This is a genomic window from Nonomuraea cypriaca (genome assembly GCF_015645445.1).
GTDB lineage: Bacteria > Actinomycetota > Actinomycetes > Streptosporangiales > Streptosporangiaceae > Nonomuraea > Nonomuraea cypriaca.
On the sequence record NZ_JADOGI010000075.1, the window covers coordinates 1 to 21,684 of the forward strand.

23 protein-coding genes and 1 pseudogene are annotated in these 21,684 nt (G+C 68.9%); 15 read left to right on the forward strand and 9 right to left on the reverse strand.

Going from position 1 to position 21,684, the window contains the following annotated elements:
* Positions 1-157: 157 nt before the first annotated feature.
* A complete protein-coding gene (locus ITP53_RS24170; RefSeq protein ID WP_195897723.1) occupies positions 158-388 on the forward strand; it encodes a hypothetical protein in 231 nt (76 codons plus the stop codon).
* 99 nt (positions 389-487) lie between these two features.
* Here the strand turns inward: ITP53_RS24170 and ITP53_RS24175 are convergent, their stop codons facing one another.
* Complete coding sequence (locus tag ITP53_RS24175) at positions 488-691, reverse strand: cold-shock protein (protein ID WP_195897762.1); 204 nt, start codon at positions 689-691, stop codon at positions 488-490.
* Positions 692-1,176: 485 nt separating this feature from the next.
* Here ITP53_RS24175 and ITP53_RS24180 point away from each other — a divergent pair, with 485 nt between their 5' ends.
* Positions 1,177-1,383, forward strand: coding sequence for a cold-shock protein (locus tag ITP53_RS24180; RefSeq protein ID WP_139637865.1), 207 nt, complete (start codon positions 1,177-1,179; stop codon positions 1,381-1,383).
* 65 nt (positions 1,384-1,448) lie between these two features.
* Here the strand turns inward: ITP53_RS24180 and ITP53_RS24185 are convergent, their stop codons facing one another.
* From ITP53_RS24185 to ITP53_RS24195, 3 genes are read right to left on the reverse strand one after another with little or no spacing between them, the layout of a single operon-like run.
* The gene (locus ITP53_RS24185) at positions 1,449-2,723 is read right to left on the reverse strand and encodes a cytochrome P450 (protein ID WP_195897724.1); all 1,275 of its coding nucleotides are present in this window, start codon (positions 2,721-2,723) and stop codon (positions 1,449-1,451) included.
* A gap of 1 nt (position 2,724) precedes the next feature.
* On the reverse strand, positions 2,725-2,925 hold the full coding sequence (locus ITP53_RS24190; RefSeq protein WP_195897725.1) for a ferredoxin: 201 nt from the start codon (positions 2,923-2,925) through the stop codon (positions 2,725-2,727).
* Positions 2,922-3,539, reverse strand: a complete 618-nt coding sequence (locus tag ITP53_RS24195; RefSeq protein ID WP_195897726.1) for a TetR/AcrR family transcriptional regulator — start codon at positions 3,537-3,539, stop codon at positions 2,922-2,924. Before ITP53_RS24195 ends, ITP53_RS24190 begins: the two co-directional genes overlap by 4 nt.
* Positions 3,540-3,667: 128 nt before the next feature.
* On the opposite strand from ITP53_RS24195, the pseudogene ITP53_RS61215 reads away from it, so the two are divergent.
* The 10 genes and pseudogenes from ITP53_RS61215 to ITP53_RS24240 form a co-directional block, all read left to right on the forward strand.
* Positions 3,668-4,117: pseudogene (locus ITP53_RS61215) on the forward strand (TniQ family protein); the annotation flags it as partial.
* A 171-nt stretch (positions 4,118-4,288) separates the two neighbouring features.
* Complete coding sequence (locus tag ITP53_RS57830) at positions 4,289-4,774, forward strand: hypothetical protein (RefSeq protein ID WP_236051141.1); 486 nt, start codon at positions 4,289-4,291, stop codon at positions 4,772-4,774.
* 264 nt (positions 4,775-5,038) lie between these two features.
* Positions 5,039-5,716, forward strand: coding sequence for a TnsA-like heteromeric transposase endonuclease subunit (locus ITP53_RS24205; protein ID WP_195897728.1), 678 nt, complete (start codon positions 5,039-5,041; stop codon positions 5,714-5,716).
* Positions 5,713-7,851 (forward strand): Mu transposase C-terminal domain-containing protein, encoded by a 2,139-nt coding sequence (locus ITP53_RS24210; RefSeq protein ID WP_195897729.1) that lies wholly within the window; start codon positions 5,713-5,715, stop codon positions 7,849-7,851. Before ITP53_RS24205 ends, ITP53_RS24210 begins: the two co-directional genes overlap by 4 nt.
* A 10-nt stretch (positions 7,852-7,861) precedes the next feature.
* Entirely contained in the window at positions 7,862-9,061 is a 1,200-nt protein-coding gene (locus ITP53_RS24215) for a TniB family NTP-binding protein (protein ID WP_195897730.1), read from the forward strand.
* Positions 9,058-10,338, forward strand: a complete 1,281-nt coding sequence (locus ITP53_RS24220) for a TniQ family protein (RefSeq protein ID WP_195897731.1) — start codon at positions 9,058-9,060, stop codon at positions 10,336-10,338. Before ITP53_RS24215 ends, ITP53_RS24220 begins: the two co-directional genes overlap by 4 nt.
* 86 nt (positions 10,339-10,424) lie before the next feature.
* Positions 10,425-10,802 carry a hypothetical protein gene (locus tag ITP53_RS24225; protein WP_195897732.1) on the forward strand — a complete coding sequence of 126 codons (378 nt, stop codon included), beginning with the start codon at positions 10,425-10,427 and terminating at the stop codon, positions 10,800-10,802.
* A gap of 40 nt (positions 10,803-10,842) precedes the next feature.
* Positions 10,843-11,646 carry a hypothetical protein gene (locus ITP53_RS24230; RefSeq protein ID WP_195897733.1) on the forward strand — a complete coding sequence of 268 codons (804 nt, stop codon included), beginning with the start codon at positions 10,843-10,845 and terminating at the stop codon, positions 11,644-11,646.
* A gap of 119 nt (positions 11,647-11,765) precedes the next feature.
* Positions 11,766-12,251, forward strand: coding sequence for a hypothetical protein (locus ITP53_RS24235; protein ID WP_195897734.1), 486 nt, complete (start codon positions 11,766-11,768; stop codon positions 12,249-12,251).
* 41 nt (positions 12,252-12,292) lie between these two features.
* Entirely contained in the window at positions 12,293-13,222 is a 930-nt protein-coding gene (locus ITP53_RS24240) for a phosphotransferase family protein (RefSeq protein WP_195897735.1), read from the forward strand.
* A 281-nt stretch (positions 13,223-13,503) separates the two neighbouring features.
* Here ITP53_RS24240 and ITP53_RS24245 read toward each other — a convergent pair whose 3' ends face one another.
* The 5 genes from ITP53_RS24245 to ITP53_RS24265 form a co-directional block, all read right to left on the reverse strand.
* Complete coding sequence (locus ITP53_RS24245) at positions 13,504-14,001, reverse strand: hypothetical protein (protein ID WP_195897736.1); 498 nt, start codon at positions 13,999-14,001, stop codon at positions 13,504-13,506.
* A 145-nt stretch (positions 14,002-14,146) separates the two neighbouring features.
* Complete coding sequence (locus ITP53_RS24250) at positions 14,147-15,037, reverse strand: aminoglycoside phosphotransferase family protein (protein WP_195897737.1); 891 nt, start codon at positions 15,035-15,037, stop codon at positions 14,147-14,149.
* A gap of 73 nt (positions 15,038-15,110) precedes the next feature.
* Complete coding sequence (locus ITP53_RS24255; RefSeq protein ID WP_195897738.1) at positions 15,111-16,457, reverse strand: TrkH family potassium uptake protein; 1,347 nt, start codon at positions 16,455-16,457, stop codon at positions 15,111-15,113.
* 303 nt (positions 16,458-16,760) lie between these two features.
* Positions 16,761-17,408: a class I SAM-dependent methyltransferase gene (locus ITP53_RS24260; RefSeq protein ID WP_195897739.1), complete on the reverse strand. Its 648-nt coding sequence runs from the start codon at positions 17,406-17,408 to the stop codon at positions 16,761-16,763.
* A gap of 168 nt (positions 17,409-17,576) precedes the next feature.
* Positions 17,577-18,074 (reverse strand): hypothetical protein, encoded by a 498-nt coding sequence (locus ITP53_RS24265; protein WP_195897740.1) that lies wholly within the window; start codon positions 18,072-18,074, stop codon positions 17,577-17,579.
* Positions 18,075-18,290: 216 nt separating this feature from the next.
* Between ITP53_RS24265 and ITP53_RS24270 the strand changes: the two genes are divergently transcribed.
* The 3 genes from ITP53_RS24270 to ITP53_RS24280 all read left to right on the forward strand — a co-directional run bounded on the left by ITP53_RS24270 (position 18,291) and on the right by ITP53_RS24280 (position 21,610).
* Positions 18,291-19,970, forward strand: a complete 1,680-nt coding sequence (locus ITP53_RS24270) for a metallophosphoesterase family protein (RefSeq protein WP_328815587.1) — start codon at positions 18,291-18,293, stop codon at positions 19,968-19,970.
* Between the two features lie 66 nt (positions 19,971-20,036).
* Positions 20,037-20,711, forward strand: coding sequence for a hypothetical protein (locus ITP53_RS24275; RefSeq protein WP_195897741.1), 675 nt, complete (start codon positions 20,037-20,039; stop codon positions 20,709-20,711).
* A complete protein-coding gene (locus tag ITP53_RS24280) occupies positions 20,708-21,610 on the forward strand; it encodes a nickel/cobalt transporter (RefSeq protein WP_195897742.1) in 903 nt (300 codons plus the stop codon). Before ITP53_RS24275 ends, ITP53_RS24280 begins: the two co-directional genes overlap by 4 nt.
* Positions 21,611-21,684: the final 74 nt, after the last annotated feature.

Sequence of the window (21,684 nt, forward strand, 5' to 3'; positions counted from 1 at the left end):
GGGGACACCAGGGCCCATACCGGCGCGCCCCGCCGGGCTTCCGGCATGCTCGTCAACCCTGACGGCGCCCTAAACCATGATCAACCAGAGGCGGAACAGACCCACTCAAGATCGTGAAAGATTGAGGTTGGCCCTCTGGAGGGCGCATACTGCTCCAATGAGGCCAAAACGAGCCGCGGCCCGGCAGCGCTTGCCTGGAAGCCCGTTCAACGTTCCCGAGGTACCCGCGCCGCCCGTCGAAAACTTCGCGTTGCAGGACAGGGTCAGTCATGACAAGTACGGCCTCGGCTCGGTCATCGGCGTCGAGGAAGGTGTCGCCGTCCTCGTCGATTTCGGTGCCGAGACCCACCGCATCACCGCACCGTACGCCAAGCTGTTCAAACTCTGACCACCACTCATGATCGGCCGCTCCCCCGGGCACGCCCGCGTGCCCGGGGACAGCGGTGGGAGGTGGTCCGCGGCCCGCCGAGGGGTCGCGCGAGGGGTGTCAGGCGGGCACGATGTTCTCGGCCTGGGGGCCCTTCTGCCCCTGCGTCACTTCGAAGCTCACCTTCTGGCCTTCCCGCAGCTCGCGGTAGCCTTCGGCCGCGATGTTGGAGTAGTGGGCGAAGACGTCGGGGCCGCCGCCGTCCTGCGCGATGAAGCCGAAGCCCTTTTCCGAGTTGAACCACTTGACGGTACCGGTCGCCATGTCGATCCCTTTCGATCCGGCGCAGAGCGGGAACCCGAACGTCACGGGCTCCCCCGTCGCCGTTATGGCCCATCCGGCAACGACCGGTGAAACAGAAATGCGCCCGGGGCCGCAGCCGTCAGGCGCACAGAGTTCATGGGTCCAGAACCGCAACGCCATCAAGCTAGCACGCGGCGGCCTCCGTGTGGCCTCCCCGAGGCAGCCGCTGAGGCCGCCGTCGGCGGCAGTTATACCGAGGACCTTTTGTATGTCCGTTTTGGGAGCGCAGACCAGCCTCCGGCCACCGCACGACGCGCCAGGGAGGTGTGCTAGCCTTTCAAGCGTTGCAGTTGTGGTACCCATAAAAGACTTTGTGCGCGCCTGACAGAGTTTGCTCTTCAGGCGCGTTTATGTTTTGCCGGTCATCTCCGGATGGGCTCATCGCGGCGACACGGATTCGCAAGGGTGCGGACTCGTATTTCTGCACACATTTGAAGGAGATAGACATGGCAACTGGCACCGTGAAGTGGTTCAACTCGGAAAAGGGCTTCGGCTTCATCGCGCAGGACGGCGGCGGCGCCGACGTCTTCGCCCACTACTCCAACATCGTCGCCAACGGCGGCTACCGTGAGCTGACCGAGGGTCAGAAGGTGTCCTTCGACGTCGTCCAGGGCCAGAAGGGCCCGCAGGCGGAGAACATCGTCGCCGCCTGACCCGGCGCAGATCGTGATTCGGGCCCGCACCCACACAGGGTGCGGGCCCGTTTCTTCGCCGGGGGTCAGCCGATGCGCAGCGGCAGCGTACGCGGCCCGCGGACCTGCCCGGGAGCCCAGGTCACCGCTGCCGGATCAGCGAGGCCGAACCTCGGGATCCGCTCCAGCCAGACCTCCAGGGCGACCCGCAACTCCATGCGCGCCAGGTGCGAGCCCACGCAGCGGTGGATCCCCAGCCCGAACGCGACGTGCCGGTTGACCTCGCGATCGATGACGACCTCGGCCGCCCGGTCGAACTGCGCCGGATCGCGGTTGGCCGCGGGAAACGACAGCAGCACCCAGTCGTCGGCCTTCATGTCGACGCCGTTCCAGCGCATGTCCTCCTTCACCAGCCGGGCCATCGTCACCGGCGCGTAGACCCGCAGGAGCTCCTCCATCGCGGCCGGCAGCAGCCCAGGCTCGGCGACCAGGCGCTCGCGGTCGGCCGGCGTCCTGGCCAGGTGCCACAGCGACGCGCCGATCGCGCTCCACGTCGTGTCGATGCCGGCGATGAGCAGCAGGGCGATCGTCCCGGCCACGTGCGAGGGCTCGAGCTTGCGGCCGTAGAGCTCGGCGTTGATGAGGTAGGTCGTCAGGTCGTCACGCGGATCGTCCACGTGGTCGCGGATCTGGACGAGCAGGTAGTCGAACAGCTTCTCCACCCGCTCGACGCGTTCGTCCGGCGGCAGGTTGACACCTTCGAGCACGCTCTCGATGAACACCCGGAACCGCGGCCCGTCCTCGGGCGGGAAGCCGAGCATGTCGGCGATGACCCGCATCGGGATGTGCTGGGCGTAGTCACGGGCGGCGTCGACGACGTCCTGCCCCTCCATCGTGTCGATGAGCTGGTGGCAGAACGCGCGGGTCGCCGCCTCCCGCCTGACGACCGCGCTCTTGGTGAAGGCGGGCAGCAGCAGCTTGCGCGCGTCGTGGTGGAACGGCGGGTCGGAGGAGATCGGCGGCGAGCCGCCCATCGGGGCGAGCTCGCGGGGCGGCCTGAAGTTGCTCATGATGATCGACCGCGAGGAGAAGCGCTCGGTGTCGTACGCGATGGCCGCGACGTCCTCGTAACGGGTGGGCAGCCAGCCGCCGCCGAACCGCTCGGTGCGTGCGATCGGACAGCGCTGCCGCAACTCATCCTGAATGGGGTACGGGTCGGCCGCCCACTCGGGTTCGTGATGGGAGAAGTCGGTCGCCCAGTCGGAGACCGGGCCGGTGATGATCTCGTTACGCGTGCCGAGGGGCCGGTCCTCTCGCTGCGATTCCTGAGACTCCGGGTCGAAGCGATCGTCAACGGTCATCTCACGCCTCCTCGCTCATGTCGATCGCTCGTTCGGGGCAGTTGGACGCGGCCAGGCGTGCCGCCCGCTCCTCCCCCGGCGGCACGACGCCGTCGCGGACGACCTGCCCGTAACCCTCGTCGTCCTCGGTGAACAGGCCAGGGGTCAGGTCGTAGCAGCGGCCGTGACCTTGGCAGCGTTCGGGATCGATGCGTACTTTCACTGCGTGGTGCTCCGCTCTGGTGATGACGTCGGTGGGGCGAGGGCGCCCACGACGCGGGTGAGCAACGCCGACCACTGCGCCTCGTCGACGGCGTGCAGCCGCGGCGTGACGAGCGCGCTGCCCGTGGCGAGCAGCAGGCAGAAGTGGGCCAGCGCGGCCGGGGACAGCGCGGGGTCCAGCTCGCCGTCGCGCTGGGCCACGCGTACGAGCTCGGCGATCCAGTCGGCGCGCTCGCCCAAGTAGTCGCGCGTCGGGCCGGCGACGTCCTCGTCGCGGCGGGCGGCGACCAGCGCCTCGACGATCAGGTAACCCGGCGCGTCACGACGGCGCGGCAGCCAGCGGCCGAGAAGCAGGAGCGTCTCGGTGACCGACCGGTCCGGGTCGGCGGCGAGCAGTCCGGCCAGCAGCCGCCGCCCGTGCGCGCGCAGCGCCGCCACGAGCAGGTCCGCCTTCGAGCCGAAGTGCGTGTAGAGGGCTCCGTTGCTCACCCCCGCGGCGGCGGCGATGTCGGCGACGCGCGTGCCGTCGTAGCCGCGCTCGGCGAACACGTCGGCGGCCGCCCTCAGCAGCCGCTCACGGGTCTCGGCGGCGGTGACGCCCGCGATACGCCCCATGCACGAATTAAAAGTTCGTTCATTTCATTCGTCAACTATGACAAGGAACGTGGCGCGTTTGTCTGGCGCCGCTCAAGTTGATAGTTCGGCACGGTTCTTGATAGTTGGCCTGATAGTGAGAGCTCAAGATGACAGTTGGCCTCCCTCGGCGTCTGGCACTGGTGGTTGAGCCGCAGCCCGGTGAATCGTTCGCTTCGTGGGTTGATCGGATGGCGGTGCGTAACGGGTGTCCGCTGTGGATGATGGCCGAGGCGTTGGGGCTGGATGTACGTGCGTCAGGTGAGGTCCGTTCGCTGGCGTACGGCGTTGTTGTGACGCCGGAGACTTGCAGGGCGATCTGGGCTGCCACAGGCGTGAGTGCCGAGGTCGTGCGTGGGATGCACCTGGAGGTGTTCGACGGCTCGGCTGTGGAGCTGGCAGGTGTCCGCGTGGGGGATAAGGACTCAGTCCGCCTGGCAGAGGGCCGTGAGTGGGTGCAGTTCTTCGGCAGCCGGGCATGCCCGAGGTGCTTGGCGGCTTCGGGCGGAGCGTGGCCGGTCTGGTGGAAGCTGGGCTGGGCCATGGTTTGTCCCGAGCATCGGATGCTGCTGGTGGATCTCTGCCCGAAGTGCCGCGTTTCCCTGCGACGGGGGCCAGCCGGCCAGCCGGCACGTCTGTCTCGCTCACGGATGCCGGCACCGTTGCAATGCGGCGCGCTCCTCAGCGGGGCCATATGCGATCAGCCGATCCCACAGATCAGTACGAGGGCGGTGAGTGGCGAACTCGCTGATCAGCAACAACTCGTACTGGAGGTGGCGATGCGCCGCCAGCCCGCGCTGTTCGCGGGCCAGGTGGTGAGTGCCGGTCAGTGGTTCGCGGCCTTGAAAGCGACGGCGATGCTGGTCCGGCTGGGGGTGCCGGAGGTTCTCCCCCTGTTGGATGCGACTGCGGATGGCCTGGGCGCGCTGGCCGCAGAGGCCGCTGCTGGGCGCCGGCGGAACCGGGCGGGGCCAGCGGGCCGTTTCGGAATGGCTCCGCGGACGGCGTTGGTGGCCGCGGGACTCCTGGCGGTGGCCTTGAAGGTGGCAGCGGCGGAAGGGGAGTCGGCGTTGGTGGCCCGGTTGATGCCACTGGCTGGCGCCGCGCGGATTCGGTGGAAGGAGCGGCGGCCAGATCCGTTGACGCGGATGGATCTGCCAGCGGTTTTCACAGCAGCCCTGGAGGCCGTGCTCGGTGGGCAAGCTCGCCGGTTGTGAGCGAGGCAAGCGTGGTGGCTCGATGGTTGTGAGCCTGACGGGCTTGGCTTCAGGTGCTTAGGCCGGGAAAGTGATGACGAAGTCGACCACGGAGCGCTACCGTGACCTTCGTCACACGGTTCTGCTCGGCGTGCCGACGCTCTGCATGGAGGCGAGCAGCCGCTTCTTACGGTCTCGGGAGGCGCGTTGAAGGCTGCCGACCTTCAGTTACGCAGCGTCCAGGTGCGCTTTCTGCATCCGGATGGGCAGGAAGAGCGGTGCTCGTTGGAAGCTGCCGCCTGGGTGGCGTTCGAGAACTGCGGCGCGATCCGGCGGATCCCGCATCGGGCTGATCAGGCGCACACACCGAGTACGCACTGGTCGTCCACGACGAATCGGATGATCGAGTGCGAGTCGTATCTGGAGAGCGTCTGGATGACGATGCTGGACTTCGATCCCGAGGTGACCGGGTTCTCCGGCCAGCCGATGCAGCTGTCCGGCGTGGATGATCGCGGCGCGTGGAAGGCCACGCCGGACCTGTTCGTTCGCCGGGTGGACGGCTCGGCGACGGTGATGGAGGTCAAGAACCCCGGCCGGTTGAACGACCCGAAGGTGAGATTGACCGCTGAGCGGGTCGCGGCCTGCTGCGCGGTGGCGGGCTGGGGCTATGAGCTGGTCGGCGAGCCGCCTGGGCGGCAGCGCACGATCAACGTGCTGGCGTTGGCGGGCTATCGCCGCGAGATGGTGGGGGTGAGCGACTACCGCGCGCAGTTGCTGTCGCTGGCCGGCGAGCCGGTGCCGCTGGGGCAGCTGGTCAGCTTCGCCGCCGAACCGCTGGTGGCTCGCGCGGTCGTGCTGCATCTGTGCTGGACCGGCGAACTGGCGGTGGACCTGACCCGCCCGCTGGAGGACACCAGCTTGGTTCGGGCAGCGGTGCACAGTGATGCTGGGGCACGGCAGTGAGCGAAGACGTCGAGGCGGCCGGTCGGCGACTGGTGATGGGCACGTGGGTGTGTTTCAACGACGAACGCCACCAGGTGGTCGGTCACGGTGGCGGCCAGGTTCACCTACGGTCGGCCGCCGGGGAGTGGACAACCATCTACATCGCGGCCTTGGCGGCGGCGCCTGGTTTTCGGCTGGTGAGCGAAAGTTCCGTCGAGCTGCTCTCGCCCGACGTCGATACCGGGGCGCTGCTGGACGCTCTGTCTGACGACAAGGCGGCAGCGGTGCGGGACCTCGAAGCGCATCTGAACGAGATGTGGAAGGGCTACCGAAGCGGCGAGTCGGAACGGGCGGAACCGGGGGAGCCACGCCCGCCTTACGATCCGGTCCTGGTGCCGAACTTGAGTGATCGTTTAGAGACTAAGGCGGCTGAGCTGGGAGTGAGTTCGGCCACGATGTGGCGCAAACTGCGACGTTATCGCGCCGCGCGGCGCGAAGGGCTGGTCGACGGGCGCGGCCCCGAGGTTGGCAATCCGCTGGCACGCGCTGATCAGCGCGTGCTGGATGCGATCCTCGCCCAGCATCGGGTCGGGGAACGGGAAGACTCCACCGGCGGCCTGAATCGGTTCTATCGGCGGCTGCAGGATCGGCTGGATCATGAGCACGGGCCGGGCGTGGTGAAGCTGCCCTCGGGTTCGACCATCGCCCGCTATGTCGAGGTGCTGCTGCCGGGTCAGTACACCTTCGGCCGGGCGCCGTCGCGGCGCAGCGCGGCGGCGCGGCCGCAGCGTTCCTACCGGCCGGATGAGGCGGTGCGGCCGGGGCAGGTGGTGATGATCGACGCCACCCCGCTGGACGTGATCGCCTACGACCCGATCGGCGACGTCACCCACAAGGTGCATCTGGTGCTGGCGATCGATGTTGCGACCCGGACGCTGCTGGCCTGGCGGATGACGGTCGGCGACACCCGGGCGGTCGACGTGGTGATGCTGCTCAACGACGCGGTCACCCCGGAGCCGATGCGGCCAGGCTGGAAGCAGGCGCTGGCCTACCGGATGCTGCGCCTGCCCATCACCCGCGAGGTCGACATGGAGGAGCGGCTGGAGCTGGCCGCGGCCCGGCCGGTGATCTGGCCGGAGACGATCCTGGTCGACCACGCCAAGGTCAACCTGTCCGACGCGCTGCGCGAGGCCTGTCTGGATCTGGGCATCAACCTGGGGCTGGCTCGCAAGGCCAACCCCACCGACAAGGCCAATATCGAACGCGCCTTCGGCACGATCCGTGAAGATTTCGCCAAGCATGTCGCCGGCTACAAGGGTTCGGACACCGCCAGTCGGGGCCGGTTGGTGGAGCACGCCGCCCGGTGGAGCCTGGAAGATTTGGAGGAGTTCTTCGCCGAGTACGTGGTGGCCATCTATCAGCGGCGGGTGCATTCCGGGCTCATCATTCCGGGCTTTCCCGAGCTGGAGATGTCGCCGAACCGGGCCTACAGCCTGATGGTGGCCCGCTACGGCTACATCATCTGCCCACCGAGATCGCATCACTACTGCAAGCGGCTGCCGATCGAATACCGGACGATCCGCCCGGAGGGGATGCAGCTCGACTACCTCATCTACGACGATCCGATCCTGGACAGCTACCGGCGGGCGATCTCGCCCGTCCCGGGCAAGGGCCGGAAGTGGCCGATCCGTTATAACCCGGGCGACCCCAGCCGGGTGTTCATCTTCCTCGAAAATGCCTGGCAGGTGCTGTTCTGGACACATCTGCCGGACCCGGCCATCCCGTTCACCGCGCGGATGGTCGAAGAAGCCCGCAAACTGCTGCGCGACGGCGGGCTACGGGAGCCGAGCCAGCAGGAGATCGCCGAGGCCCTGGTGGATCTGCAGCGCCGGATGGACGCCCCGGAGTCGGCGACCGCGCGCACCCGCCGCGAGCTGGTGCGGGCCAGGGAGGACGCGCGCGCCATCAAGCGTGATCAAGCTCGCGCCCAGTTCGGTGACCAGGAGGAGCCGCCTCCGGCACTGACCCTGGTCCCGCCCGCCCAGGCAGAAGACCCGGACGATGCGGGGGACGCGGTCGTGGTGGACCTGAGCGAGCTGGAGGAGTTCGAGATCTGGGATCCCGGCGCACCCCCGCGAGGTTCTGACAGCGCATGAACAACACGGCATGAGCAAGCGTGTCGCGCAGCCGCGCACCAAGGAGCAGTGGCGCGAGCTCTGCGCTCGCCAGGCGCCGCCGCGGCCGGAACTGGTCAGTCGCAGCGAGTACGGCAACTGGCCCGACGAACGCCGGGGCCCGTTCGATGAGCAGCGCCGGCGCTGCAACGCCAACCCGCCGTTCCTCAAGCATCCGCAGATCCTGCAGGTGCTGGCGGTGCTGAAGCCGAAACTGACCCAGGGGCAATACAGCGAGGACGGCACCTACCACAGTGCGATCATCAACGGGCCCGGGCACTGCGGGAAGACGTCGCTGCTGAAGATGATCGGCAAGGAATATGAGCTGGCCTGGCGTGAGCGCCACCCCGGCTGGGCGCCCCCGCCGGGGATCTCCGCCTCGGAGTTTCGCGGCGACTTCTTCGGCGACCGGGTGCCGGTCATCTACGTCAGCGTCAGCACCGGCGCCACCGCCGGCATGCTCTCCCAGGCCGTCGGCAAGTTCCTGCACGTCCCAAACCCCGGCCGGGCGGCGAACAAGTGGACGCTGACCGATCCGGTGCTGGATGCGATGGAGGCCTGCGGCGCCGAGCTGCTCCTGCTGGATGACCTGCACATGCTGGACAAGTTCCGCGACGAGGGCCAGGAAATGAACGACCACATCAAGAACCTGGCCAACCACGCCGCCGTCACCATCGTCGGCGCCGGGATCCTGCTGGAGCAGGGCAACCTGTTCAGCGACGGGGCCCCGCCCCGCACCCGTCCGGGCAAGGCCGGCACCGCCCCCGGCGCGCGTGAGCGCGGCCGGGCCGGGCAGTTCGGCTCCCGCTTCGCCGATCTGCAGCACCTGGCGCCCTTCCCGATCGCCACCGCGGCGCAGCAGCGCACCTGGATGTCGCTGGTGCGTCACTTCGAGAGCAATCTGATCCTGCTGGATCACCCGCAGGGCTCCCTCACCCTGAAGCACTGGCGCTATCTGCATGAACGCACCTCCGGCTACATCGGCGGGCTGACCATGCTGTTCAAAGACGCCGCCCACCTGGCGATGGACTCAGGTGTCGAAGCGCTCACCCTGGACGTCATGAACCGGGTGGTGCTGGGCCACGACGACGAGGTCGACTACGCCAAGACCAAAGCCCGCCGTCAGACCGCCGCCAAGCGCCGGGCCAAAAGCGCCCCGCCCCCGCCCAGCCAGGAGACGGGCACCGGATGATCCCGCGCTACACCGCTGAGCTGGCCGAGCCGCCGCGGCCGCTGCTGCGCCGGTTGGGCCTGGTGCCGCCGCCGGCCGACGGCGAGGCGTTCCACTCCTGGTTCTTCCGCCTGGTCGAGGCCCATCACAGCCACCGCGACACGATGACGTCCCTGCTCGGTCTGCCCTCCTACACGCCCCAGCGCTACACCCTGGGCGAGGACTTCTTCACCATCCACGATGGCGAGTACGTCTTCGAGAACCTGCGCGACGCCACCGGCCTGCGCGCCCGCGCCATGACCGCCATGCTGCTGCCCGGCCAGGGCGGCCGCTACATCACCCACAGCTGGACCGGCATCACCACCGCGCGCCCCTGGCCCTGGCGCATCGAAACCGCGGCCGTCTGCCCCCGCTGCCTGGCAGGGCCCGACCCGATCTGGCCCATCGCCTGGCAACTGCTGCCCACGGTGGTCTGCCCTCTTCACCGCGTCTATCTGGTCGGCTGGTGCCCGAGCTGCCACACCCGGATCAGCGTCGGCGACACACCCCGCTACCGGCGCGAATGCAACGGCCCCTTCGGCCCGCAAGGACGCATCGTCGGTGCCCGCAACTGCCGCCAGGTGCTGGCGCAGCTGCCCGGCCACAAGCTCGGCGACGAGCGTCTCCTCACCATCCAGCACGACCTTCGCGCCCGCCTCCATCGCCCGCGGGATGGTCCATTCGAGCTCACCAAGGATTTCTGGGAACTCTACGAAGTGCTCTTTCGCCTGGCCATCTATCTGGGCACCCCGGAGATGCTGCCCACCGGAACCGACGCCCACCTGTGGTGGACCTTCCACGAGTTCTGCCACCTACGCGACCAGCTCGCCCTCAGCGCCGGATACTCCGCCCGGGAGCGCTGCCGCGAACTGACCTTCTACCAGCCAGGACCTCTGCTGACCGCCGCCGGGATGCTCATCGTTGATGAGATCTGCCTGGGCGGCACGCTTCTGGACGGGTTGCGCTGCTTCATGGACCAACGCCGTTACGACCCCTGGGCCGGCACCCTTTGGCACGAATTCTGTGAACAGCGCAACAATGTCGCTCTGACCGACCGCATGCTCGGCCACCTCCACATCAACGTGCTTGACGCCGGCCCACTCAAACCCCTCCAACTCTGGGAACCGGGCGCACCCCACCACCTGCACCCACCCGAAACCGTCGACGACCTGGACTTGCCCGAGGCCGCGCTGCTCCTGGCTGGCGAAGGCATTCGCCCCTGGCAGTCCGTCGCAGGCGTCCGGTCGTCCCTTCAGTGACTCATCGTGGTTGACACACAGCTGAGCATCGGAGCCTTTCCGACCGTCGCCTTGACCGCTCCTCCTGATCTCGGCACCATGCCCGCATGAGTGTCGGCCTGATCATCGCAATGTCCCTGCGCCAGTGGGGACTCATCGACGCATCCATGGACAATGACGCCAGCGTCGAGACGGTGAACGGCAATCGCCAGCGGGCCGATCTTGCGCGCAGCATCCGCCAGGCCGGTTTGGATCAGATCTTCCGCTGGACACCCGGCGTTCCCGGCTCCGGCTCATGGCCGCCGCCGGACGAGATCGTGAAACCCAAGCTCACGATCGCCCAGTGGCTTCTCACGATCGATGTCCTCGAACGCTGGGCGGCAGCCGCCGATCGCACCGGGCGTCACGAAGCCGCCGTCCAAGAACGCGAGCTCCGAGAGCTGATCATCTCTCGGCTTCAAACGCACGGCGTTCAGGCTCACTGAGGCCCCCGCAACGTGCTTGCCAACGGAAGGAACCGAAGCGATGAAGCCAGTGCCGTTCCCGAACAGGGTGGTGTTCGTCGATTGGCACGGTGTGCTTTCCTGCGACCCCTTCTGGGCGTCAATCCGAGACAACACGCGGCATCCGCTTCACTCGCAACTGGTGGAGAGCCTTTCGCTGATCTTCACCGGCGACGGAGCTCACGCCTGGATGAAGGGTCAGGTGTCCTCCGCTCAGGTGATCGCAGGCATGGGCATCAAGCTGGACCGCCGGTTCCGCGGCGACTTCCTCCAGCGCCGGCTACTGGCCGACTGCGCCCGGATGCGGGTCAACGTTCCGTTGTTCGAGATGCTCCGCGAGATCAAGACACGTGCCTCGATCGTCGTGTCCACCGACAACGCGGACTGCTTCGCCGACACTTTCAGGCGGGCACGCAAGACCCAGCGCCCGGCAGGCCACCGTCCGGCGGCAACGTTGGCCGAATGGGCCTTCGTCTGCGACGACATGATCTGTTCCAGCGACGTCACAATGCTCAAGAGTGAAGGGATCGACGGATTCTTCGGACCTTGGCTGAGCCGGCACGGCATGACCTTCCAAGACGCGCTGCTCATTGATGACTCAGTGAACAACTGCGCCGCCTTCCAAGAGCAGGGAGGAACCGCTCTGTGCTGGAAGATGGGCGCCGACGACATCACCGAGGCCGCAACCACGCTCAGCCGATGGCTCGACGGGTCTGCCGCATCCGAACTTTCCTACGCTGCCGCTCGCGAGGAGACGGATAGAGACACCCGTCTGGAGGCTCCGCCAGCAACTTTCGGCCAGATACTTCGAAGCCTGGAGCCATAGCCCTCAACCCACGCACGCATGATCTTCGGCTGGGTACTGTCAACTTCGATGACGCGAATGCTGGTATTTCGACACCCGTCGAAATGACAGTGCCCAGGTCAGCCGCAGGCCCCACTGTCATGTTCAGTGGCTCCAGACACGCGTTCAAGTACTACGCGGGCCCGGTCAAGGTCTTCGGCAAGAACATGTGCGTGAGTATCCACGCCATGCACGGCGACCACACCAGCAGCGGCGCCGGAGGCGATGACAACATGGACTGCTTCGCCGACACTTTCAGGCGGGTACGCAAGACCCGGCGCCCGGCAGGCCACCGTTCGGCGGCAACGTTGGCTCAGTGGGCCTTCTTCTGCGACGACATGATCTGTTCCAGCGACGTCGCAGTACTCAAGAGCGAGGGTCCCGTCGGATTCTTCGGGCCTTGGCTGAGTCGGCACGGCATGACCTTCCACGACGCGCTGCTCATTGATGACCGAGAGGACAACTGCGCCGCCTTCCGACAGCAGGGAGGAACCGCACTGCGCTGGAGGATGGGCGCCGACGACATCACCGAGGCCGCAACCGCGCTGAGCCGATGGCTCGACGCGCCTGCCAGCACTGGCGAATAGGGTGAGACGGGTCCCGGCCGTCCGTGTCAGCATGCACGTTCATGGTGGAATACGAGACGAGCGACGAAACACTGGCCGCCATCGCCGGCCGGCACGGGACCACAGCCGAGCAGGTGCGGCCCCTTCCCGCAGGGGTGGCCAACCGCGTCTTCCTACTCGGAGACGACCTGGTCCTGCGCGTCCCACGGACCAAGCAATTCCTCCCGGACTTGGCCAAGGAGGCCGCAGTCATCCCCGTCGCCCTCCACGCAGGCGTGCGCACTCCGGAAGTCGTCACCTTCGATGACACCTGTTCTGTGGTGGACGTGCCCTACATGGTGCTTGCCCGAGCGCAGGGAGTAGATCTCGCACGCCTCGAACTGTCTGCCGCCGACACGGACGTGGTCTTCCACCAGGTGGGGCGGGAGCTGGCCACGCTGCACCGGCTGTCCCCGGCCACCGCACCGGCCCTTGCTGCCGTGCCTGTGGAGGACGGCACCGCAGACCCCTGGGCGCTCACCAACCGTCTTCTCGAGGAAGGCTGGATCGACGCCGAGGCGGCCCGCTGGCTCACCGGCTGGTTCGACCGGCTCTCGACGCATCTCCCCGCGGACCCGCCTGTGGTTTTGGTCCACGGCGACATCGCTCCGCAGAACCTGCTCATCTCGCCGAAGACGGCTCGGCTCAACGGAATCGTGGATTGGGGCGATGCCCAATGGGCCGACCCTGCCGTCGACTTCGCCAAGATGCCCCTCACCGGCATCCCAGCCATGCTCGACGGCTACCGTCAGGAAATCGGCGAGGAAACCTCGATGAGTACCTGGGAAGCTCGCGTGCTGTGGTTCCACCTCACGTGGGCCCTCGGCCGCCTGGCAGATCCCGTCCCGCACCCGGGCGAACGCCACTGGACCGCCCCTCCAGCCAGTCGGCTTCTGGGGCTGCTCCGTTTCTTCACCTCAGCTCCACCAGCCCCCTGGGCCGATCTGGCCTGATCAACACTTGACGAAACCAGGAGTTTCGGCAACCATCCTATAGGAACCGAAAGTGCTGGCAATGCGACCGAATGCTGTTGGCGCAGAGTCAGGTGGCTGCGACTCCTGCGCCAACGCCTCGGGCGACCTCAGGTCGACCTGACTACAAAGACCAAATGACCGTCTCCGCCTGGCGATCGTGTGGGAGGACGCACACTGCTCGGAGGGCGACGAGCCGGAGCCCGGAAAGTGGTGGGGCCTTGAGGGAGGGCGACCGGCTCGGCCCCCGGACCGTCGGGCGGCTAGATGTGCCCGTCGCGGCGCCAGGTGCTGTAGATGAGCTCCGTCAGCTCCTCGGCCGTGCCCGCTTTGTTGAGGAGGGCGCGGGCGGACTGGGCCTCCCTGGTCGTGGGCACATGACCGTCGAGCAGGAGGGGGAGCAGGAGCCGCCGCCCGAGCATCTCACGCCACGAGACCCACGACGGCCTGCGCACCACGGACACGTTGACCCGCAGCGCGTGCTCGTTGCCCGCCGGGACACCGGGACGGTCGATCTCGATGGCGACGTACCGGAATCCGTTGGCCAGGTCGCAGGCGTCGCAGCCGGCCGGACCCCGGCTCAGCCTGTTGCCGCACTCGGTGCAGGTGAACCGGTCGTAGGCGGCGTCCACCACCCGCCACTGGTGCCGGTTGGGCTCGTCGATCACCATCTCGGCGACGCCGCGCTCCTCCTGGGCCGTCACGGTGCCGAACTCCCGCGCGACGAACTCCCGCCATCCGGATTCGACGATCTCGTCCACGATCCCGGCGCATCTCCCGCAGTCAGGAGCCCCGGCAGGCTCCCAATGATCGCATTCCCCGCACTGCCGCATCCTGGAACAGTACTCAACGCCCCAAGCCGGATTCACCCGATTATCCCGTGGTGACGAGCCGGTATCGGTGATGTCAGACGGCGAGGACCTGGGTCAGAGCGTGGGTGGTCTGGCGGACCATGCCCGGGTTGGTGTCCCAGTAGTACGCCAGCGCCGCCACGGCCTGGGAGAGCGCCCAACCTCGGCCGCGTAGCCAGGACGCGTCGTCCACGTCAAGTTCGGCACGGAAGCGCCGGCGGTTGTCGCCCGCGAACACGTTCCATGCGGGCTGGAGATCACAGGCGGGATCGCCCACGTTGAGGCCGCCGAAGTCGATGACCGCCGACAGGCGGCCGTCGACGACGAGCAGGTTGCCCGGCAGGAGGTCGCCGTGGACCCAGACCTCCGGGCCGTCCCAGGCCGGGGCCCCGAGCGACTCCTCCCACGAGCGGAGCGCCCCCGCGCCGTCGATGCGGTCGCCGAGCTGGGCGATCGACCGGCGGACATGCTCGTCGCTCTCCGCGAGCGGGCCGCCGCGCGAGTGCGGGGCGCGGGGATGCGCGCCGGCCGTGCCGACCCGGCGCAGCGCCTTCACGAACGCGGCGAGGTCGGTGGCAGCCTGGTCCAGATCGCGGATCGTGCCGTTGGCGTCGTCGCCGGGCAGCCACTCGTACACCGACCAGCCGAAGGGATAGTCCTCCGCCGGCTCACCCGCCGCGAGCTGCACCGGGACGGCGAGCGGCAGATGCGGCGCGAGCTTCGGCAGCCACCGCGCCTCCTTGGAGGCCTGCCCGGTCGCCCACGCGATGCGTGGGAGCCGGACGGACAAGTGATCGCCGAGCCGGTAGATGTCGTGGTCAGTCCCGTAGGAGTCGACTCGTTCGATCGGCAGGCCGGCCCACTGCGGGAACTGCCCCGCGAGCAACCGGCGTACGAGCGCGGTGTCGGTCCGGACTTCGTCGCGGTGCATCCTGGTGGTTTTCATCGCCGTCATCCTTGACCGTGGCTCCCGATCACGGCAATCGATTTTCCGGGCGCGTCGGTCCGGCGGACCCGGCTTAACCGACGATGACCCGCTCTTCCGGCAGTTGGTAGCGGCGGGTGCGTTCCTTGAGCGCGAGCGCGGAGCCGAGGGTGAGCGGGCCGGTCCTGCCGATGAACATGAGCAGCACCAGCAGCAGTTGCCCGGTGACGCCGGTGGCGGCGGTGATGCCGGTGGACAGGCCGACCGTGCCGAACGCCGACACCACCTCGAACAGCACCTGGTCCAGCCCGTGCGGGGTCAGCGTCAGCAGGACGTACGTGGAGAGCGCGACGAGCGTCACGCTGACCAGGGTGAGCGAGATCGCCTGGCGCTGGACCGGCTCGGGCAGGCGGCGGTGGCCCACGTTCACCTGCGGTTCGCCGCGCATCTCGGCCCAGATGACGAAGGCCAGCAGGCCGAAGGTGGTCACCTTGATGCCGCCCGCCGTGCTCGCGCTGCCGCCGCCGATGAACATCAGCAGGTCGGTGGCCAGCCAGCTGGAGGGGTACATCTGGGAGACGTCCAGGCTGTTGAAGCCCGCCGTACGCGGCATCACGGCGGTGAAGAACGCGGCCAGGAACTTGGCAGGATCGTCGAGCGCGCCCAGCGTCCTGGGATTGCGCCACTCGGTCGCCAGGAAGACCAGCGTGCCGGCGACCAGCAGCACCACCGTCACAGCCACGGTGATCCGGGTGAGCACCGACCAGCGGTGCGGGTGACGCCAGCTCTTCAGCAGCTCGAACACCACCGGGAAGCCCAGCCCGCCGGCGATCACCGCGATGGCCACGGTCAGGCAGATCCACGGATCGGCCACGAACCGGATCAGGCTGTCCGGCCACAGGGCGAACCCGGCGTTGTTGAAGGATGAGATGGCGTGGAAGATCCCGAGGTAGACCGCCCGTCCCGGGGACTCGCCGTACCCGATCAAGAAGCGTCCGGCGAGGATCACCGCGGCGATCGCCTCGCACGCGAGGCTGAACAGGACCACCTTGCGTACGACCGAGCGGACGTCGGTCATGCTGAGCGTCTTGGTCTCCGCCTGCGCGAAGATCTTGGCGCGTAACCCGATCCGGCCGGAGACCAGGACCGTGAACAGGGTCGCCAAGGTCATGATCCCGAGCCCGCCCACCTGGATCAGCCCCGCGATCACGACTTCGCCGAACGCCGACCAGTGCGACTCGGTGTCGACGACCGCCAGCCCGGTGACGCACACCGCGGACGTCGCCGTGAACAGGGCCGTCAGCCAGCCCGCCGACTCACCCGACGTGGTGGCGGCCGGCAGCGCGAGGAGGAGACTGCCGAGCAGGACGGCCGCGCCGAAGCCGAGGACGATGACCTGGGCGGGATGGCGCAACCAGTCGAACATGGACGCGCGGATCATGGGGCCGGCTCTCCGCGTCCCATCAGCCGCACCGCAACGAACGGGTCACCACTGCCTCCGGCCGGGCTCACGAACGTGTTCGCCGGACGGACTTTCCGGCACACAGCGGCCTCACCTTAACAGTCGCCATGTGGCGGCATTCCGGCGGTGGCGACCGCGGCCCCGCGCTCCCGCGCCGGCCCGAGCCCGTGCTGGTGCTCGCGCCCGTGCTGGTCCTCGCGCCCGTGCTGGTCCTCGCGCCCGTGCTGGTGCTCGCGCCCGTGCTGGTGCTCGCGCCCGTGCTGGTGCTCGCGCCCGTGCCCGTCAGATGGGCCTGGCGACGCCGAGGATGTGACCGACGTGGCGGAAGGCGAACCGGTCCAGAGCGTTGACGACGAAACCCGCGCGCTGGACGGCGGCGAGGGTGTCGCGGGCCGGGTGGCAGCCTCCGGCGAGGCGCGACCAGAGCGGCGTCAGCAGGCCGGCGGCCAGCGCGACCGCCGGGCGGTCTGATCGCTGGTGCTCGTAGAAACGCAGCTCGCCGCCCGGCCGCAGGACCCTGCGTACCTCGCTCAGAGTCTCCAGCGGGCACGGGGCGCAGCACAGGACCAGCGAGCACACGACGGCGTCGCAGGAGGCGTCGGGAACCGGCAGCCGCGCCAGGTCGCCGTCGAGGATCCGTACCGGAGTCGTGACGCCGACGGCGACCGACTTGGCCGCCGCGCGCAGGAACGGATCGGCCTCCACCAGCACGATCTCATCGACGTCCCCCGGATAGCAGGTCAGTTTGACCCCGTCGCCCGCGCCCAGCTCCATGACGCGTCCCGACATGCCCGCGAGCAGCCGCCGGCGCTGCGCGGTCGGGCGGTCCCCCGCGCACACGGGCCGCGGATGATGGAACTGCTCCATCCCCGTGCCGAGAAGGACCCCGGTATCGGGCGGGACGGTGAACTCGCCGACGCCTGTGACCATGTCTCCTCGTCTCCTCGCCTCATCGCCTCATCGCCTCATCGCCTCAACCCGGAACGACATCCCCACTATCGCGCCGCGAGGCCGGAGGAGAGCGCCTTCACTACGGGACCCTGACGCGCGCAGCACCGATTCATACGTTCTCTTGACGCGCCCGCGCCTTCACGGGGGTCAGGGCCGCGCCTGGTCCGGGGCGGGCAGCGCCGATCCGGCGAGGCGGCCGGTACGGCGGTAGACGGCGCACATCACGTCGCGGTCCCCGTCGGCCCAGGTCTCCATGGTGGGCATGATCGGGTAGTAGGCCAGGTCGTCCCGGCCGCCGCGCCACAGCTCGGTGTAGCGCTCGCCGCAGCTGCGCCAGGCGAACGCCGACAACGCCGCCCGGTCGTACGGGCCGTCGGGGACGTGGGTGAAGCCGTACGACTGGTTGTCCGCGCCGCCCGCGCAGGGGGTGTAGAGCACGATCGGCTCACCCGCGCCCGGCGAGTACGCAGGATCGCCGAAGCACTCGCCGCCCTCGATCAGCAGGATCCCGGTCGTCTCCGCGGTGATGAAGGTGTCCGACTTGACCACGGGCCGCTCGGCCGGCATCACGAACAGCGTGCCCAGTGCGGCGATGGCGGGCAGCAGCCCCCAGCGACGGGTCACCGCCCGGCCGGTCGGCGCCATCCGTTCACCTCCGTGTTCGCCTGCGATTCGCGGCCGATCGTAGGCGCGGCAGGGGAAACGCCGGGCCAACACCGGATGGCCGGCACATTGACGATCATGAATTCATCTGCAGGACCACCGCCGGACAGGAGATCGTCAACGCTGCCTGGGTGAATTCGCTCGCGTCCGGCCCGCGCTCGCGGGCCGGCGAGTCGCACCCCTCATGGAGAGCCAGAAGTGAATGAGCCCAGGAAGCCGCGGCCCATCAGGTCCCGGCAGGCGAAGCTGGCGGCGATCGGCGCCGGCGCGTTACTCTTCGCCGGATTCGCGTTAGCCCCCGCCGCCGTCGGCGCGGCGGCGCCCCCGGTCTACCCCGCCGCCGAGGTGCACAAGCCCTCCCCCATCCCGGACCGCATGATCCTCATCCCGACCGCCACGCCGGCCACCGGCCAGCGCGTGTCGTGGCGGGCCGAGGCCACCGCGGACACCGCCCAGGCCCAGATCCTGGAGGCGCCGCGCGCGCTCGGCCAGGTCGCGCCGGCCCCTGGCGCGGTGGCCACCGTACCGGCCATCGCGAGCACGCCGGTGAACACCACGCTCGGGTACGCCTCGACGTACCACACCGTCGAGTTCACCGGTCTGAAGCCGAACACCCGCTACACCTACCGGGTCGGCGACGGCACCAACTGGAGCGCGTGGACCGACTTCACCACCGCGGCCGACGGCTTCGAGCCGTTCTCGTTCATCTACTACGGCGACGCGCAGAACTACATCGACTCCGCGGTGCCGCGCGTGTTCCGCCAGGCGTTCGCCGACCGGCCGCAGGCCAAGGCGATCGTCAACGCCGGCGACCTCATCGACTCCGCCAACAGCGAGGAGCAGTGGGGCCAGTGGTTCAAGGCGGGCGGCTTCATCGACGGCCAGGTCAACAACATCTCGATCCCCGGCAACCACGAGTACAGCGGCGGCCTGTCCACCTTCTGGCGGCCGCAGTTCCCGTACCCGGACAACGGGCCGGGCGACGCCGAGCTCAAGCAGACCGTCTACACCCTTGACTACCAGGGCGTCCGCTTCATCGGCCTGGACAGCAACGTCCAGAGCAACGCCGCGCTGATGGCCGCGCAGACCACCTGGCTGGAAGGGCTGCTCAAGGACAACCCGAACAAGTGGACCGTGGTGACCTTCCACCACCCCGTCTACTCCACCACCGGCACCCGCAACAACCCGAACGTCCGCGCCCAGTGGGCGCCGCTCCTCGAGAAGTACGGCGTGGACCTGGTCCTCCAGGGCCACGACCACTCGTACGGACGCGGCAACCAGGTCGCGGCGCGCAAGTCGGCGACCGTGCACAACGGCGTGGCCTACGTGGTGTCGGTCTCCGGCGGCAAGATGTACGCGCTCAACGGCGGCGAGAACTGGACGGGCAACGGCGCCGAGGTGCGCAGCAGCAGCCAGAACACGCAGCTCTACCAGCTCATCGACGTGGCGGACGACACGATCACGTTCGAGGCGCGCTACGCCAACGGCGAGCACCACGACGGGTTCACCATCCGCAAGAACGACAAGGGCGAGCGCACCGTCAACGAGATCCGCACCGCCGAGAACACGGTCGGCGAGCAGGTCACCGTCGACAAGACCTCGGTCCGGCGGCTGGAGCAGGTCAAGGTCTCGGCCTACGGCTACGACCCGGGCGAGAAGGTGGCCGTCTGGTGGCGCGAGCAGGACGACGACGACGCGCGCCGCGGGGGCGGCGGCAGGAACGGCACGCTGATCGGCTACGAGAAGGCCGATGAGCTGGGCCGGCTGGAGGAGACCGTCCGCGTGCCCGTTCTCGTCAAGAAGAACGGCACCTACGTGGTCTACCTGGACAGCCAGAACCAGAAGATCACCAGCCCCGCCATCACCGTGACCAAGTGATCTGACCGAATGATCCGGCCCGGTGCGTCCCTGCGGCCGCACCGGGCCGGGCGCAGGAGCCGCCTCGTGATCCTTTCCTTCATCGCACGCGTCCGCGTGCCGCTCGTCGTCGTCACCATGTTCGCCGCCATGTTCGTCACCATGGTCGTCGCGCCCGCTCAGGCCGCGGCGGCGCACCCGTTCGGGCCGCCGTCCACGGCCAGGATCGGCGCGGAGGGCTCGCGGGTGACCCTCGCCTGGATGCCCGCCGAGGACGACTGGGTGGCGCTCGGCCGCTCGGTCGGCGCGTTCGAGGATCCCGCCGTGGGTACCGACACCACGTTGACCGGCGAGGAGAAGCTGGCCCGCTCCCCCGCCGTGCGCGACTACCTGCTGGCCCGGGTCGGCGTGACCCAGGCGGGACGGCCCTGCGCGGCCGGGCTGGCGCCGCTGGAGCGGTTGCTCGCCGAGGGCGCCAGGTTCAGCTTCGAGTGCGCGAACCCGGTCGTCGAGATCGACGTTCGGATCGACGCGCTGACGGACCTGCATGAGGCGTACCGCACCGTGCTCACCGCCGAGACGCCGGCCACGCCCGCGCAGGCGATGCTCACCGCGGCGACCGCCACCCGGCGCCTGCGCTTCGACCCGTCGGCGGCGGGCGGCGTGTCGCTCGTGGTGCCCGCCGTCGCGCTGGTGGCGGCGCTCGGGGCGCTGGCCGCGTTCCTGGTACGCCGGCGACGGCACGCGGGCGCGCGCGGATGAACGGCACCACCGGGCAGGAGAACTACCTGATCGCGCTGTTCGACGGCGCGGGCGCGTTCTGGCTGGTGCTGGCCGTCGCGCTGGGGGTGGGCGCGTTGCACGCGGTCGCGCCGGGGCACGGCAAGAGTGTGACGGCGGCGTACCTGATCGGGACGCACGGCCGCTACCGTGACGCGGCGCGCCTCGGCGTGGTCGTCGCCCTGATGCACACGGTGTCGGTCCTCGCGCTCGCGCTGGCCTGGGTGGGGCTGAGCAGCGCCGCGGTGGGCACCGAGGCGGTCACGGCCTGGCTCCAGGTGATCGCGGGCGCCGTCGTGATCGGCGTCGGCACCCACCTCACATACCGCCACCTCCGCCACCACGGCACCCACTACCACTCCCACGTTCACGAGCATGCCCCTGACCACGAGCACGGCCCTCACCGTCAGCATGCCCCTGACCACGAGCACGGCCCTGACCGTCGGCATGGTCCTGACCGTGGGCATGGCCACGACGACGGCCACGGACACGGGCATGGGCATGGGCACGGGCACGGGCACGGGCATGAGAGCGGTGATCAGGTGATGGATCCGTGGTCGCGGCGGGGGCTTGTCGCGCTCGCGCTCTCCGGTGGGTTGGTGCCGTCGCCGTCGGCGTTTATCGTGCTGGTCAGCGGGCTGCTCACCGGACGGGCGCTGGACGCCGTGGTGCTGGTGCTGGCGTTCGGCGTGGGGATGGCCGTCACGCTGACCGCCGTCGGGGTGGTGACCGTGCGCGGGGCCACGCTGCTGCTCCACCGCGCCCCGAACCTGCGACTGCTGCGCGCCGCGGCGGCCTGGACGCCCGCGCTGGCAGGCGTCGCGGTGGCCATCGGCGGCTGCCTCTACCTGGCCACCGCAGTCACGACCCTGGCCTCATAAGAGACCACGCCGTCAGGCGGTAGGCGCGGCCCTCCACGCGCCCCACTCTCGCAAGCGGATCACACCGTCAGGCG

What these genes read in the sequence shown, in the direction of transcription:
- ITP53_RS24220 (WP_195897731.1), top strand. Translation starts at nt 9,058, where the DNA reads ATGATCCCGCGCTACACCGCTGAGCTGGCCGAGCCGCCGCGGCCGCTG.
- ITP53_RS24215 (WP_195897730.1), top strand. Translation starts at nt 7,862, where the DNA reads ATGAGCAAGCGTGTCGCGCAGCCGCGCACCAAGGAGCAGTGGCGCGAG.
- ITP53_RS24240 (WP_195897735.1), top strand. Translation starts at nt 12,293, where the DNA reads ATGGTGGAATACGAGACGAGCGACGAAACACTGGCCGCCATCGCCGGC.
- ITP53_RS24230 (WP_195897733.1), top strand. Translation starts at nt 10,843, where the DNA reads ATGAAGCCAGTGCCGTTCCCGAACAGGGTGGTGTTCGTCGATTGGCAC.
- ITP53_RS24170 (WP_195897723.1), top strand. Translation starts at nt 158, where the DNA reads ATGAGGCCAAAACGAGCCGCGGCCCGGCAGCGCTTGCCTGGAAGCCCG.
- ITP53_RS24180 (WP_139637865.1), top strand. Translation starts at nt 1,177, where the DNA reads ATGGCAACTGGCACCGTGAAGTGGTTCAACTCGGAAAAGGGCTTCGGC.
- ITP53_RS24280 (WP_195897742.1), top strand. Translation starts at nt 20,708, where the DNA reads ATGAACGGCACCACCGGGCAGGAGAACTACCTGATCGCGCTGTTCGAC.
- ITP53_RS24195 (WP_195897726.1), bottom strand. Translation starts at nt 3,539, where the DNA reads ATGGGGCGTATCGCGGGCGTCACCGCCGCCGAGACCCGTGAGCGGCTG.
- ITP53_RS24260 (WP_195897739.1), bottom strand. Translation starts at nt 17,408, where the DNA reads ATGGTCACAGGCGTCGGCGAGTTCACCGTCCCGCCCGATACCGGGGTC.
- ITP53_RS24235 (WP_195897734.1), top strand. Translation starts at nt 11,766, where the DNA reads ATGTTCAGTGGCTCCAGACACGCGTTCAAGTACTACGCGGGCCCGGTC.
- ITP53_RS24265 (WP_195897740.1), bottom strand. Translation starts at nt 18,074, where the DNA reads ATGGCGCCGACCGGCCGGGCGGTGACCCGTCGCTGGGGGCTGCTGCCC.
- ITP53_RS24185 (WP_195897724.1), bottom strand. Translation starts at nt 2,723, where the DNA reads ATGACCGTTGACGATCGCTTCGACCCGGAGTCTCAGGAATCGCAGCGA.
- ITP53_RS24250 (WP_195897737.1), bottom strand. Translation starts at nt 15,037, where the DNA reads ATGAAAACCACCAGGATGCACCGCGACGAAGTCCGGACCGACACCGCG.
- ITP53_RS24255 (WP_195897738.1), bottom strand. Translation starts at nt 16,457, where the DNA reads ATGATCCGCGCGTCCATGTTCGACTGGTTGCGCCATCCCGCCCAGGTC.
- ITP53_RS24225 (WP_195897732.1), top strand. Translation starts at nt 10,425, where the DNA reads ATGAGTGTCGGCCTGATCATCGCAATGTCCCTGCGCCAGTGGGGACTC.
- ITP53_RS24175 (WP_195897762.1), bottom strand. Translation starts at nt 691, where the DNA reads ATGGCGACCGGTACCGTCAAGTGGTTCAACTCGGAAAAGGGCTTCGGC.